11 protein-coding genes and 2 CRISPR repeat arrays (1 of these 13 running past the window's edge) are annotated in these 14,160 nt (G+C 53.0%); of the genes, 1 reads left to right on the forward strand and 10 read right to left on the reverse strand.

Annotation, left to right across the window (positions count from 1 at the left end; translation table 11 throughout):
* Positions 1–11 precede the first annotated feature (11 nt).
* Positions 12–890, forward strand: a complete 879-nt coding sequence (locus tag D4100_RS13835; RefSeq protein WP_119804605.1) for a U32 family peptidase — start codon at positions 12–14, stop codon at positions 888–890.
* A 69-nt stretch (positions 891–959) separates the two neighbouring features.
* Here the strand turns inward: D4100_RS13835 and D4100_RS13840 are convergent, their stop codons facing one another.
* The 10 genes from D4100_RS13840 to cas3 form a co-directional block, all read right to left on the reverse strand.
* Positions 960–1,163, reverse strand: coding sequence for a hypothetical protein (locus D4100_RS13840; RefSeq protein ID WP_119804606.1), 204 nt, complete (start codon positions 1,161–1,163; stop codon positions 960–962).
* Positions 1,164–1,208: 45 nt separating this feature from the next.
* Positions 1,209–1,532 (reverse strand): hypothetical protein, encoded by a 324-nt coding sequence (locus tag D4100_RS13845; RefSeq protein WP_119804607.1) that lies wholly within the window; start codon positions 1,530–1,532, stop codon positions 1,209–1,211.
* Positions 1,533–1,926: 394 nt separating this feature from the next.
* Positions 1,927–4,761: direct repeats of the CRISPR family, unit length 29 nt; unit sequence CGGTTTATCCCCGCTGGCGCGGGGAACAC.
* 93 nt (positions 4,762–4,854) lie between these two features.
* Positions 4,855–5,139, reverse strand: a complete 285-nt coding sequence (cas2e, locus tag D4100_RS13850) for a type I-E CRISPR-associated endoribonuclease Cas2e (protein ID WP_119804608.1) — start codon at positions 5,137–5,139, stop codon at positions 4,855–4,857.
* The gene (cas1e, locus tag D4100_RS13855; RefSeq protein WP_119804609.1) at positions 5,139–6,059 is read right to left on the reverse strand and encodes a type I-E CRISPR-associated endonuclease Cas1e; all 921 of its coding nucleotides are present in this window, start codon (positions 6,057–6,059) and stop codon (positions 5,139–5,141) included. Before cas1e ends, cas2e begins: the two co-directional genes overlap by 1 nt.
* Positions 6,060–6,062: 3 nt before the next feature.
* Complete coding sequence (cas6e, locus tag D4100_RS13860; protein ID WP_119804610.1) at positions 6,063–6,728, reverse strand: type I-E CRISPR-associated protein Cas6/Cse3/CasE; 666 nt, start codon at positions 6,726–6,728, stop codon at positions 6,063–6,065.
* Positions 6,728–7,456, reverse strand: a complete 729-nt coding sequence (gene cas5e / locus D4100_RS13865; RefSeq protein WP_119804611.1) for a type I-E CRISPR-associated protein Cas5/CasD — start codon at positions 7,454–7,456, stop codon at positions 6,728–6,730. Before cas5e ends, cas6e begins: the two co-directional genes overlap by 1 nt.
* 12 nt (positions 7,457–7,468) lie before the next feature.
* Entirely contained in the window at positions 7,469–8,530 is a 1,062-nt protein-coding gene (gene cas7e, locus D4100_RS13870; RefSeq protein ID WP_119804612.1) for a type I-E CRISPR-associated protein Cas7/Cse4/CasC, read from the reverse strand.
* A 21-nt stretch (positions 8,531–8,551) separates the two neighbouring features.
* Positions 8,552–9,139 carry a type I-E CRISPR-associated protein Cse2/CasB gene (casB, locus tag D4100_RS13875; protein ID WP_119804613.1) on the reverse strand — a complete coding sequence of 196 codons (588 nt, stop codon included), beginning with the start codon at positions 9,137–9,139 and terminating at the stop codon, positions 8,552–8,554.
* The gene (gene casA / locus D4100_RS13880; protein WP_119804614.1) at positions 9,126–10,712 is read right to left on the reverse strand and encodes a type I-E CRISPR-associated protein Cse1/CasA; all 1,587 of its coding nucleotides are present in this window, start codon (positions 10,710–10,712) and stop codon (positions 9,126–9,128) included. Before casA ends, casB begins: the two co-directional genes overlap by 14 nt.
* Positions 10,713–10,725: 13 nt before the next feature.
* Positions 10,726–13,416: a CRISPR-associated helicase Cas3' gene (gene cas3, locus D4100_RS13885; RefSeq protein ID WP_119804615.1), complete on the reverse strand. Its 2,691-nt coding sequence runs from the start codon at positions 13,414–13,416 to the stop codon at positions 10,726–10,728.
* Between the two features lie 363 nt (positions 13,417–13,779).
* Positions 13,780–14,160: a CRISPR direct-repeat array (repeat unit 29 nt; unit sequence CGGTTTATCCCCGCTGACGCGGGGAACAC); it runs 258 nt beyond the window's last position.

Raw genomic sequence — 14,160 nt, forward strand, 5'->3', positions numbered from 1 at the left:
CAGGAGAGACCATGAAATACGCATTAGGCTCAGTGCTGTACTACTGGCCGAAAACCGAGATTGAGGAGTTCTACCGGCAGGCGGTGAACAGCAGCGCGGAGATTATTTACCTCGGCGAAAGCGTCTGCACCAAGCGGCGCGAGATGAAGGTGGGCGACTGGCTGACGCTGGCGCAGGAGATTGCCCGCAGCGGCAAGCAGGTGGTGATTTCCACTCTGGCGTTGCTGCAAGCGCCGTCTGAGCTGAACGAACTGAAACGCTATGTGGAGAACGGCGAGTTTCTGATTGAAGCCAACGATCTGGGTACGGTGAACATGGCGGCGGAACGCGGCCTGCCGTTCGTCGCCGGGCATGCGTTGAACTGCTACAACGCCTACACCCTGCGCCTGCTGCACCGCCAGGGCATGGTCCGCTGGTGCATGCCGGTCGAGCTTTCGCGCGACTGGCTGGCCAATTTGCTGACGCAATGCGACGAGTTGGGTTTCCGCCATCAGTTCGAGGTGGAAGTCTTGAGTTACGGCCACCTGCCGCTGGCCTATTCGGCGCGCTGCTTCACCGCTCGCTCGGAGAACCGTGGCAAAGACGAATGCGAAACCTGCTGCATCCACTACCCACAGGGGCGGATGATGCGTTCGCAGGAAGAACAGCAGGTGTTTGTGCTCAACGGCATCCAGACGATGAGCGGCTATTGCTATAACCTCGGCAATGAATTGCAAAGCATGCAGGGGCTGGTGGATATCGTGCGCCTTTCGCCGCAGAGCGCAGAAACGCTGGCGCTGATCGACAGCTTCCGCGCCAACGAACAAGGGGCGCAACCGCTGGTTTTGGCCGATAAAGCCGACTGCAACGGCTACTGGCGCCGGGTTGCGGGGTTGGAGCTGGTGCAGTAGCGGGATAAACCAAAGGGATGCCGGTAACTTTTCCGCTGCCGGCATCTTATTTGTTCTCGTTAAACCGCATTACTTTCCGTTGAACCAATGATAAAAACTCAGGCACATCAGGCCAAAGCTTCTGACACCCAACCCCATAAAAACAGCAATAGCCGCATTCGCTAAATGTTCTTTTGGGGAACCCGCGATTAATACCGGGTGATAAAGCAATTGCATGATTGTCATCAGCCCGATAAAGGTAGAAAAATACTTGGCGAACTTACCTGGTCCCATAGTCAGTACCTATTTTAAAACTTGAAAAGCAATATAAATGAACGATTACCAGCGGCACTGACCATTTACGCTATTAGCATTTCTATTACCACCCAATGCGCCTTTATTATCACTATTATTCTTTGACTGACTATTTCTATCACAACCAACAACCCCAGTTAAGGCGCCAGCGAAAGCCATACCAAGCATCCCTGGCGGGCCGCCAGGCATACCCGTAAATGCCCCAATAATCATGTAGGCACCTGTTTTGTTTGCGCAGATGTCAGGCGCGCCGCGGCTGGTTCTGTCGCGGTCACCGCCGTTATTTCCATCCCCGCAACCGCCAATCAACTTCATCTCGTCTAACGTCAATTCCCTTATCGTTGACATAGTAATATTCCCTTTAATAGAGTGTTTTATTTATTCGACTAATACGACCGTAGATCAACTAGTCATAAAAACCATCAGCCGGCCAATAAAACAATATCTACCGGTAAATAAGAAAAAAATCAATAATAATAAAAAACAAAAACATCCAGAAAAAATAATAATAACGTGTTTATTTTAATTATTTATTTAAAAATAACGACTAATAAAAAATAAAGGCGCCATATGCGGCACCTCGCTCAATCAGGACTCCTGTCGCTTACGGAACAGGCTGCACAGAAAACCCACGTCAACGCCCAACAGGATAATAACACTGCCCCACACTTCGTTAAGTAACGGCCCAGCGATCTCCGTGGTGGCCAAGTGGAGAGAAATACTATCGGTTTCTTTGAGCCTAGGGTCTATCTCCGCTAGCGCGGGGAACACTTCAAGCCACCGCCTGAACTCGCTCTGCTTCACGGTTTATCCCCGCTGGCGCGGGGAACACTTAACTCCCGGCACGAAAATGGGGCTTGGATTCGGTTTATCCCCGCTGACGCGGGGAACGCATGGAACCATGCGCCTGATCGTTGTCCTTATCCGGTTTATCCCCGCTGGCGCGGGGAACACAGCCTCATTAGTAAACAACCTGGATACGTCAGCGGTTTATCCCCGCTGGCGCGGGGAACACTTGAGAGCACCGCTTAACTCAAAAATAATCCCCGGTTTATCCCCGCTGGCGCGGGGAACACTCATCAGTAGCGCAAACGTTGCTAAATACTGGCGGTTTATCCCCGCTGGCGCGGGGAACACGGGCTGTAAAGGCGTGGAGATACAGACCGTTTCGGTTTATCCCCGCTGACGCGGGGAACACGCCATGCATACCTACACACTGGTCCGCAAAATCGGTTTATCCCCGCTGGCGCGGGGAACACCCAACGAGAGCCAAGAGAGATCTGGATAACTACGGTTTATCCCCGCTGGCGCGGGGAACACTGTTGATAACGATGCAGTAACTGATTCTACCCCGGTTTATCCCCGCTGGCGCGGGGAACACGCACTGATTCAGACGGTGGGTGGAACCTCATTCGGTTTATCCCCGCTGGCGCGGGGAACACGTAAAAGCGCCATCGAGCATGTAGTAATAGGACGGTTTATCCCCGCTGGCGCGGGGAACACCACGGCGATGCCGCCTACGCGATTTTCCTGGCCGGTTTATCCCCGCTGGCGCGGGGAACACTCCTTCCACACGTCGCGATAATCAAAGCCGGGCGGTTTATCCCCGCTGGCGCGGGGAACACTGTACATTGACCAAAAAGCCTATGGCATTTTACGGTTTATCCCCGCTGGCGCGGGGAACACACGATGGATCAGTTGTGAGCGGCAGACACATCCGGTTTATCCCCGCTGGCGCGGGGAACACTGTGCTGAACGATGTGCGCGGCCGGTATGAAACGGTTTATCCCCGCTGGCGCGGGGAACACGTCACCAGAAAAAGCAGCTCAATTTTTGCACGCGGTTTATCCCCGCTGGCGCGGGGAACACATCGCCAACAATGTTCCCGTTACTGATATGCGCGGTTTATCCCCGCTGGCGCGGGGAACACTGTTTTCCCCAATTGGCATTTCCCATGCTGCACGGTTTATCCCCGCTGGCGCGGGGAACACTAATTCAATGTGTAGATCCGCTCTCCAACTGTCGGTTTATCCCCGCTGGCGCGGGGAACACTTTGGTGCCGGCGCGACCGGCGGCAACGTTAACGGTTTATCCCCGCTGGCGCGGGGAACACGTGATGGAGGCGATGACCCGTATGCTGGATTACGGTTTATCCCCGCTGGCGCGGGGAACACATCATCACCCCAGGCGCGATTGCCTTTCGTACCGGTTTATCCCCGCTGGCGCGGGGAACACTCGGTGGTGCCGTCCCAGTGGTTCGCCGCTATCGGTTTATCCCCGCTGGCGCGGGGAACACATGTATCGAAAATCGACAACTGCACCGGAACACGGTTTATCCCCGCTGGCGCGGGGAACACAAATAAGCACAAACTCCGCTAAGATAAATATTCGGTTTATCCCCGCTGGCGCGGGGAACACTTCCAAGGCTATGTGTCCGATTTTCCTTTCGACGGTTTATCCCCGCTGGCGCGGGGAACACTACTACGTTAACGCCCGGGATAACGACCATCACGGTTTATCCCCGCTAGCGCGGGGAACACAGTACCCCATCAGCTGTAAATTCGTTATGTGCCGGTTTATCCCCGCTGGCGCGGGGAACACGGTAACAGGTGAGACTGTTGCCGGTAGCCCATCGGTTTATCCCCGCTGGCGCGGGGAACACTCCGTTTGCGACTATTTCGCCGCCCTGCAGTGCGGTTTATCCCCGCTGGCGCGGGGAACACTCTGCATGGCTCTCTTCTGAGTTATAACGGTCCGGTTTATCCCCGCTGGCGCGGGGAACACAATGCGGGTAACGACCCGCATGATTGATTTCACGGTTTATCCCCGCTGGCGCGGGGAACACATTCGTGCCATCCAGCCCACCGGCAAACTCCCCGGTTTATCCCCGCTGGCGCGGGGAACACTCCGTATTTCGGGCAGACCAACTATATTCGCTCGGTTTATCCCCGCTGGCGCGGGGAACACACAATAAGCGTGTGGCCAACTCGTTGGCTCCACGGTTTATCCCCGCTGGCGCGGGGAACACAGTTAATGGGAAATTAGCTGGTTTCCAGAACTCGGTTTATCCCCGCTGGCGCGGGGAACACCGACGGCGCGTCCTTGGCCAACAACAAATCACCGGTTTATCCCCGCTGGCGCGGGGAACACTGCTGCTGTCACAGGACTCGTGACCGCATCGTCGGTTTATCCCCGCTGGCGCGGGGAACACTGGCTACTGCCGCCGGTCATGAGGTGAAACGCCGGTTTATCCCCGCTGGCGCGGGGAACACCCGGTATGGCCGTCGCCAACGTTTTGATCCCACGGTTTATCCCCGCTGGCGCGGGGAACACGTTGATGTAATCCGCGATAGCTACCCGGATTTCGGTTTATCCCCGCTGGCGCGGGGAACACCCTTGGAAAAAAAAGGAAAGAACATGCGCGCTCGGTTTATCCCCGCTGGCGCGGGGAACACGAAGCGATCGGTAGTGCCCGGCGTAACGATATCGGTTTATCCCCGCTGGCGCGGGGAACACGCGTTTTCAGTGCCGGCTACCGGGTCCAACTCCGGTTTATCCCCGCTGGCGCGGGGAACACTCTAAAACTAACTAACTGTTATAATAGAAGTTTTTATACCCCTAGAATTCCACCAAATTTTCCGTGTTTTTAAAGATCTATAACCTACTGATTTTACAAGGGTAAGAAAGAGACCAACCTTAGTCCATCAAGATCCACCGGCTCACGCCGGTTTTCTCCCCAGGTTTGGAAATCAAAACCTGACTCATTATTCGTCGCCCAGGCCATAACAACGTTCCCTTCGTCTGCCAGTACCGTGATCTGTTGCCAAATCATCTCTCGGACTTTGCGCGAGCTATCACCGACATAAACCCCAGCTCGAATCTCCAGCAACCAGACTGCCAGCCTACCGCGCAGCCTTGGGGGAACCTGTTCCGTCACCACCACAAGCATTCCCATTAGTTACGGCTCCTGTGACCAACGTCGCCGGGACCAACAGGCTCCGGAATTGCTGGCGGCTGTGCATCATCAAAAGGCTTGGGCACCGCGATTTCCCCAGCTGCTAAAACTTCCTCGATCAAGGGGATCAATCGGGCCAACGTTTTTTGACTACGGAAAATATCCCGGCAGGCTATACGCACCGTTTTATCCGGCGATAACGGCGTACTCGCGGCAATTTCGAAGGCTTTTGGAACCACACCCTCAAACTTGATAATGTCCGCAATATCATAAACAAAAGATAAAGGCTTCCCTGTGTGCACAAAACCGATCGCAGGCGCATAACCCGCCGCTAATACTGCTGCTTCTGTAATGCCATATAGGCAAGACGTCGCGGCACTAATGCACTGGTTTACCACGTCACCTTTTGCCCAATCCTTAGGATCATAGCGCCGTCCATGCCACGTTATGCCGTAGCGCTGAGCCAACAAAGAATAAGTCTGCCTCACTCTCGCGCCTTCAATACCACGCAACTGTTCTACGGAACGCCTGCTCGGCGCAGGCTCCCCGAAGCGCAACTCAAACATTTTACGAACCACTTTCAGACGCAGGTCTTCATCCAAAGCCAACTTGGCCTGATAAAGCAAACGATCCGAACGCGCGCCACCCGGCTGGCCGCTGGCGTACAGCCGCACCCCTGCCTCGCCGACCCAAACCAACAATGTGCCCGCCGTTGCGGCCAACCTCACCGCCGCATGTGACACTCGGGTTCCCGGTTCCAACATAATGCAAGCCACCGATCCCAACGGAATATGTGTCCGTATTCCCGTTTTATCCACCAAGACGAACGCACCATCAATTACGTCAATCTGGCCATATTGCAGGAATACCATTGAGGTTCGATCTTTCAAGGGAATAGGGTTAAGGGGAATAAAGCTCATCGATTACCCCCTTTTGATCATCAATAACCCGCAACCCAATGCTCTGCTTTTGCCAAGACCCGAATGTAAAGCCTGTAAAAAAAGCTTCGGTTCAGTAACCGTCAGATAGCCGGCGTAATCTACGGTACTGAAAGTAATCGGCTTTTCCCCATCGCGACGTGACAGCCGTTGCGTCTGGAAAGAGACGACATGAGTGAAGTTTTCCGCCAACGGCACTAACCGGAAACCATGGCGATCTCCCTGCCCCTGCAACCAATGCTGAGCCGCCTGTTCTTGCAATGTTCGCCACTCGTCGGGAGGTATTCCCTGCCGCTTCGCGTGAAATTTTGCGTCCATCATTACATCGCTGCGTTTGTTATTTCGGGTAACAACCGGGTTCGCTCGCAGGCTAAAGAACAAGCGCATCCCTTTCACCAACTGCGGTTCAAACGGCTTAGTCTGGATCTGGAACAAATTGTGTTGCTGTTGCGGCCGATCCTCCGACAGAAGATAAAATAGACCTTGAGAAACCGAAGGTTCCTGACGGAATAGATAGCGCCTTTCCTGCTCGTCGGGAAACAGTTGCCATAACCATTGGTGGCTGGCGTAAGCCCGTTGTTCACTGAGCCATTTGTCCAACATAACCGGCGGCAACCTGGCCAAATCCAGGGTGATACGAGAAAGAAACATTACGCATCCCTCCGATACTTGCCGCTATGTTGCCAGCGCGTACCAAATTGCCAACGCTGCCGGCTAATCGGCCGATCGTTGCGCTGCCGTGACTCCATCAACTCCACGCCTTCGGCCATTCCCTCCCAATAGCAAAGCACCACCGGTCGCGCAGGCAAATACAGCAAGGCCAGATCCTGTTCCAACTGCTTTTCCCCCGCGCGAAAAACGTCCGCCAAATGCCCTTCCAAAATCCTGGGCGCCAGAGGTAATGCCAATGGGCACGCTTTGCGCCCCAGATACAGGGGAAATACAGGTTTTCTCAGCGCCTGGGCCAAGGTTTCCAGATCTTCCGGAGCGTCAGATTCAGCGCTAACGGCGACCAGATAATAGGCATCGCAACGGTATTCACGCGAGGACAGCATCGTGCCCACCTCTTGCGGCGCCTGCGTCAGTTCCTCCCGCCGTGTGAAGTAACGGCGTTTTTTATTCTCTCTCGGGACCTGAGTGGTGTGGTAATCGCGTAACCATTGCTCACGAGATGACAGTGGCAAGACAGCAAAGCGATAATGTTGATTAAATTGATTCAGGTATTCTTCGCGCTCCCGGGAAATGCCTAATGCTGCGGCTAATAGCCCCAACAAAGCCGAGCGTGTCGGGATCGCATCCGTATGACGCACCTCCCCCACAGCAGCCGTGCCCCAGGAAACCAAAGGCGCATAAAGTTGAAATAGCAGATAGCGGGACATGAGGCCTCCTTATTATTTGGCGACAAAGTCCAGCAAACCTGCCAACGTTCCCTCGCCATTTTCCACATTCAGCTGATAAAGTTCGGAATGCATGTCATACGCACGCGCAAACTTTTGGTACTGCTGTTGCAGATTTGTCATGGCTTGCATAAGTTGATCTTCTCCGCGAACCGGATTGAAGAAAGCGACCGAGAGAGAACGCGGCTGACATTCGCCTTTCTCCGCAAGTACATAAGAAGCGTAAGCGCGTGAAGCAAAGCTATTTTGTTTCCCCGTTGGCGAAACCGTGATTGCCGTCTCCGTTAATGCCCGCAAGGTGCGTTCAAGCAAGGCTTCATCGCCATTCAAGTTTTGCAGCAACAGGTCACGACTGATGCAGATATAGCTATACAGCAGGGCCGAAGCGAAGCCCTGTTCTCCCATATGGGCAGAACCGGCATCTTCATCTTTGCGATTGAGATCGTCGACCGCAGTGAAAAAGTCCTCTTCTACCGCCACTGCACTAACCCCCAGAGCATGAGCAACCTGACAGGCGGCCTCAACGTTAAACTCCGGGTTAGATGCCAACATGCGGCCAAACAGGGCGATATCTACACCTTGTGCCTGCTCACCTAACAGCTGCTTGATGTTCAGTTCATCTTCTTTGGGTTCGCGCTGCGTCGCGATTAATTCATTCACCAGTTGATTGATTCTGCCCCGCTCTTCCGGGCTGATATGTACCAACTGCTCTATATCCAGATTCTGAATAGGCGTCGCATTTTTATCTTTCTTAATCGCGCCAAGTTTGCCGGCGATATTGCCGGCGATCGACAATGCAGCATCCTCCGCCACACCTCCGCTCAGCAATTGTTGATAAATTTCACGGCCCAAGCGCCGTGTACGTGCGCCAATATGCCCGTTCAATAATGCAGAGAAAGTTTCTGAAGTGCGCCAGGCGCGTTTTAAGCTTTGTGAAGATACCCGCAGGCGTTCGACGCCGCCCATGATGGCGGTCTTAGGGCGCCCGGTATCATCACGGTTCAAGTTTGACGGCGCATATGCGGTTAATAAATGCAGTTGAATAAACGTAGTCATGACTAATTCCTTATTAATAATTTATTTTCCAGACGCCATCAGGTATTCACTGGCCCAACGCACACTGTTCCGACGGAATGGATTGGTTTCGACGCTACGGTGTTCCTCACGCGCCAACCATTCACGCATCCATAGAAAAATCCCATCTGCCAGTGAGACCACATTTACCCCTTCTTCACCGCGCAACTTCACGGCTTTAATCAGTTGGCTATGCAGTTCTTCCGGTTGTCTTACTTGCTGTAAACGTTCAAAACGCAGCCGCGACAAACAGGGACGACTTTTTAACTCCTTACCCAATTGAGCCGCGAAGCTGTCTTGCCCATTCGCCCGGCGGGCATGCGCCGCAACACTGGCAAACAATGCCAATGCCAGCATATCGCCAGGCTGGAAGGTCATGGTTTTTTCCAACCGCTGGCACAACGCGCGAAACCCCTCACAGGTTAGCGCCTCATAAGGACCTTTCGTCCGCCGCAACTCCGCCCGCCATAAACGACCGTTAAAAGACTTGCTGTGATCCCGCTGTTGCAAGTCATCAAACCAGCGCTTTAACACCGTTTGCGCATCACTTTGCGTAAAAACCAATTCATTGCTGGTATTACTGTTCAGCACTCTGAACCTCCTTGCGTTCTGTCATCAACGTTTGCAATTCTTTCAGTACTTTCTGCTTGGTATAATTTTTATCCAACAGGCGCCGTGCGGTCAGAATGCGCAGTAATACCTGATGATCATCCGGGTTGTTCAACGCCAGACGATCGAAAGTCACAAACAGATATTGATGCAGGGCAAGTTCCCATTGGCCCAGTGCAGTGCGAGCCGTCATTGATTCGTCGGACAGTTCCTGCATCAGGCAGGCCAGCAGCGTGCGGAAATCGGCTTCGGTCTCCTGCCAATAGGCGATATCCAGTGCGCTAAAGTCGCCTTTTGCTTCCTTCGGCGTCGCAAACCAGGCTTCTTTCAGCGCCAATTTCAGCAATGACAGGCTGCCTGTCGCCAGGGCAATAACCCGTTCGATGATGTCGGTGAACTGCGGCCGCGCCGTTTTGTCGATGATCAGGCTCGGTAAACGGTGTTCATACCAACACCGCGCTTTGGCGTTATCCATGTCGAAACCGAAACACCAAAGATAGAGCGGTTCTGCTGGATTTAGCCGACGATAGCTTTGCTCTCGCACCACTTCTGCCGGCAAGGCGCGATTGAACTTATCCTCCCCCCCCAAGGCCAAGCCCAGCCAATCCTTATAGGCCAGGCCGCCCGGCTGCCCCTTGAGCGATAGCAGCGGCGAACCCGCTTTAACCGCTTGGCGATATGGCGACAGCGGATGCAGCCAACCTTCATACTGCACGCCATAGTTTTTATTGCGTATTTGCGTTAACAAGGCGGGATGATGTTCGCCGCAGAGATCACAGCAACCGGCTTCAGTCTGAGCAAAATCAATCTCGATACGCCGCGGCATCCCCCAGTAAGCTTGTAAAGGATGAGCATTTTCTGGCGTAACACTATTGCCCGCCTTCTCGCTAGTGCGCGTAGGTACCAACCAAGGGAAAATCAGCGGAAGTTCAGCCAATGATGGTGGCTGTTCCAGCGGTAACACATTCAGCCAAAGTTTTTTCCACAACGGCAGATCGTTGTTTTTCGGCATCATCAACGTCGTCATCGGCCCACCGCCGCGCATACTGGTGCGAAAGCCAGCCCCCGCCGCCGGTGAATTGGTCTGTACGGCGAATAACGCCATAGCGGTGCAATGCGGACAAAAGCGCCGGTAGCTGTCGCGCTTAACGAAATGGTCTTTATTCAGCTTCAGCGTGTTACCGCCGGGCGAATCGACCAATAAGCCGGAAATGGAGCTGTTTTCGCTTTCCAGCGCAGAGAAATCTTGCAGAAAAGCAGGTTTTTGCGGACCAAACTGCATTGCGTCGGCAATGCTCAGCAGAGCCTGCTCCCAGGTGGGGCGATCTATCCCCCCTTGCCAAATCTCGTCCCAATCATCCTCATCCTCAGGGGCATAAGCCGTTTGCAACAGGCCTATCAGAAACTGGTAGGCTGCCCCCTGAAAATCGGGTCTCGGATAGGCCAGTTCGATAATGTCGTCGTCAGACAATTGCTGCGGAGAAATCTTTTTACTCTGGCCCGTGCGGGTAATAACCGGTAGCCAGGGTTCGGTAAGTAGTGAAAAAGACTCCATTTTCTCTCCTTGGTTATGATGCATTTCCTAACAACCCCAGCGATTGATGGTAATAATCGCAGCCCGGCTCCAACAGCAGCACCACACCGCCAGGCCGATGTTGCCGCTGCCGAAACTCTTCCAGCTCTTGTGCCGAAAGTTGGGGCAGGTCTGAACAATTCTTCCGCCACCAGTTTTCCCTCACTTGTACCCGGCTTTTTTCCCATGGGAATTCGTCTCCCCCGGCATAAGGTTCAATACCTTCCTCTGTGCGGTAGGCTAGGTAAATATCCAGGGTTTCTTCGCCGAGCCGGGTGGTTAGCTCCGCTGCGGGACTCCACAATGTGCTGCTGGCGCGGCGATCGTATCCCTTGTCGCGAGACAATACGTTTTGCCCTGCGGCCATTCGTTCGCCAAGCCTGGCGCCATAAACTTTATCTTCTACCGCCGACAATGCCGGCGGGGCTTCGATGCGGCCTTCATAGACACTTTCCACCAGAGTTCTGGCCTGTTCGGGCATAGTGATGCCTTTCAATTCGCGCAATATCGCCTGCGTACGCCACAGGCAGGCATGATCAGGGTACACATAGCCGGTATTGCGCAGTGCCTCCCCGAGCCAATCCGGCTGGGCATTCGGCTGCCATTCGGGCGCAAAGATTGATAATACCGGCGAAGAGCGCGCATCTTGCGCCATATCGCCGGTATTGCCGTTTTCGTCACGAATATGCCGTTGCAAACGCCCGGCTCGTTGAATTAATAGATCGATGGGCGCCAGATCGCTGATCATCATATCCAGGTCGATATCCAGGCTCTGCTCAATTACCTGAGTGGCAATCAACACTTTTCCTCGTCGAGCCTGTGGATCGGCATGTTTACCAAACCAATCCAACGTCTTTTGCTCCACACGCAAGCGATCGACAAAGGCAAAACGGCTGTGGAACAGTAATAAGTCTTCTGAGGAAACCTTGCCGCGCTGCTGCAATTGGCGGTAAACCAGCATGGCGTCATCAACGCTATTGCGAATCCAACAAATGCAGCGTTGTTCAGCGACGGCCTGCTCAATCATAGTGAGGGCGTCTTCAAGATGCGTTAGCCAACCCACGCTGACGCTGCGTTGCACTTCTGCACGCGTCGCCAGCTGTTTTTCTATTAAACTCTGACCATGCAGATGGGATACCCATGGATAACCGGCGTCCTGCACAGGCATAGGTACAGGCCATTCCGCGCCGCGAGCAAAAGCGGTCAGCAATTTGCAACGCAATGAATAAGGCAAAGTAGCACTTAAGATAATTGCGCTGCCTCCTTGCGCAGCATGGAAATACAAAAGCCCTTCCAACAAGCGCACCATATAACTGTCATAAGCGTGTACTTCATCCAGAATGAGCACCTTATGATTAATGCCTAGCAACCGCAGCGACTGATGGCGATATGGCATGGCCGCCATTAATAATTGGTCCAAGGTGCCGACGCCGACTTCGGCCAATAACGCTTTCTTACGCGAGTCTGCAAACCAACTATTGCATTCGCTGCTGGCGCTGGATTCAGACATGTCATAACGTGGCTGCCCTGCGTTATCCCCTTGCCATACCGACTGGCTGAACGCCTTGGACATTTTACTGGCACCGTGCGCCAGCACTAAAGAGGGGCGAGAAGAAGGCTGAAATAAAGCGTGGTAAGCATCCGCCAGACGCTGATACATAGCGTTCGCCGTCGCCATGGTGGGTAAACCCACATACAAACCGTCCGCTTTTCCCTGTGCCATCAGACGGTTAACGAGAATCAACGCCGCTTCCGTTTTCCCTGCGCCAGTCACATCTTCCAGAATAAACAATTGCCCGCCATCGGCGCCTATATCCACATCGTCAGCATAGCGCTGCAACGGGGTTAACGTTTTGATAAACGGGAAAATGCTTTGATATTCATGCCGAGTATTAACTGCCGATATCGGAGGTAAGGAGGCAATGGCGCCTTGCGCCTGTCGCTGTGCTTGTTCCCAATAAGTAGCCAATGGTATTGGCGACGCTACAAAAGGAAAATACTGCTGGTTAGAGCCTAACCAATCGGCTAATACCGCCAGCCCGGCCAGCAGCCAGCTTTGTTTTTTTAAGTTGTGGCGCCAGGCTTTATCGGCAAATTGCGGTGGGAAGCACGTTTCAGGAAATATTTTCTGAATGGCAAGCAGATACGCTTCTGCCGCTAACATATCTTCACGTGTAAAAGCTAACGCGCCGCTGGCAGTATCTGGCGGCTCGCCATGATGCCCAGTGACTACCTGCAGCCAAATGTCTACACTTTTTGTCCACTGCCTCTTATTTTCATTGCCCGGCAGCAGGGAGATATCCTCTTCCAGCCAACGAGGCAATATATAATTATTCAATAACCAGTAGCCTAGAGAGTCATGACGTAGGGGATAAATTCTCCCCGCATCAGGCACCAATGCCGGGTTATTGTGCGGATAAAGTCTTTGAAAACCGCGCGCAAACTTACCGATATCATGCATCACTAAAAAAAATGCAAACCAGTAAGCGCCTTCAGCACGAGAGAATCCCAGCTTTGCCAAAATATCTGAGGCGTGGAAACGGTTATCGATAACCAGTTGGTATCCACATGCCGCCACATCCAGGCAATGGTAGGCTAATAAGTGATAATCATCGCCTTCTGAAAGGTCTGTTTTTTTCGCCTTTCCCCAATAGCGCATATAATTAACAGGAATGTCGCTTCCCATAAAAAATCTCTGTTAGATAAAATAACGATATATTGTATGTTGTAACATTCGGCACAAGTTAATGGTAACTATAAGTTATTATAAAATACAAAAAATCACTTAATCTCAAACCAAACCGGAAAAGCTTCACAGAGTCAATTAAAATTCCATATAACTGTAATCAGGAAATTCATGGGAAACACTAGAAAATAAAATAATTAACAATGCAACTAACCTACCATGTCTAACAGGTTTTAAATCACATCCAATCAGCAGATCGATATCAGTTCCACTCTTTCTGAAAGATACCCACCTCCAGATATACATGGTTTCGTAAGTAGTAAGTTCATTAGTGACATCTGCCCGTTGGGAATTACGGAGTACCGATTTATCCCCGCTGACGCGGGGAACACGTCGTCGGCAAGGGTGATTTCCAACATATCCGCGGTTTATCCCCGCTGACGCGGGGAACACAGCGTAAACGCGGTTGTCCTGTTCTGCCAGTTCGGTTTATCCCCGCTGACGCGGGGAACACAGCGTAAACGCGGTTGTCCTGTTCTGCCAGTTCGGTTTATCCCCGCTGACGCGGGGAACACCTAGCTTCGGACGCACCGACTTCCTAACCATTCGGTTTATCCCCGCTGACGCGGGGAACACCTCGGCCATTCACAGCGTTAGTAATGTAGTTGCGGTTTATCCCCGCTGACGCGGGGAACACGATGGCGTGGATTCTTATGCCGTGCGTATTAATGGTTTATCCCCGCT

The organism is Serratia inhibens (genome assembly GCF_003591175.1).
In the GTDB taxonomy this organism is placed as follows: domain Bacteria; phylum Pseudomonadota; class Gammaproteobacteria; order Enterobacterales; family Enterobacteriaceae; genus Serratia; species Serratia inhibens.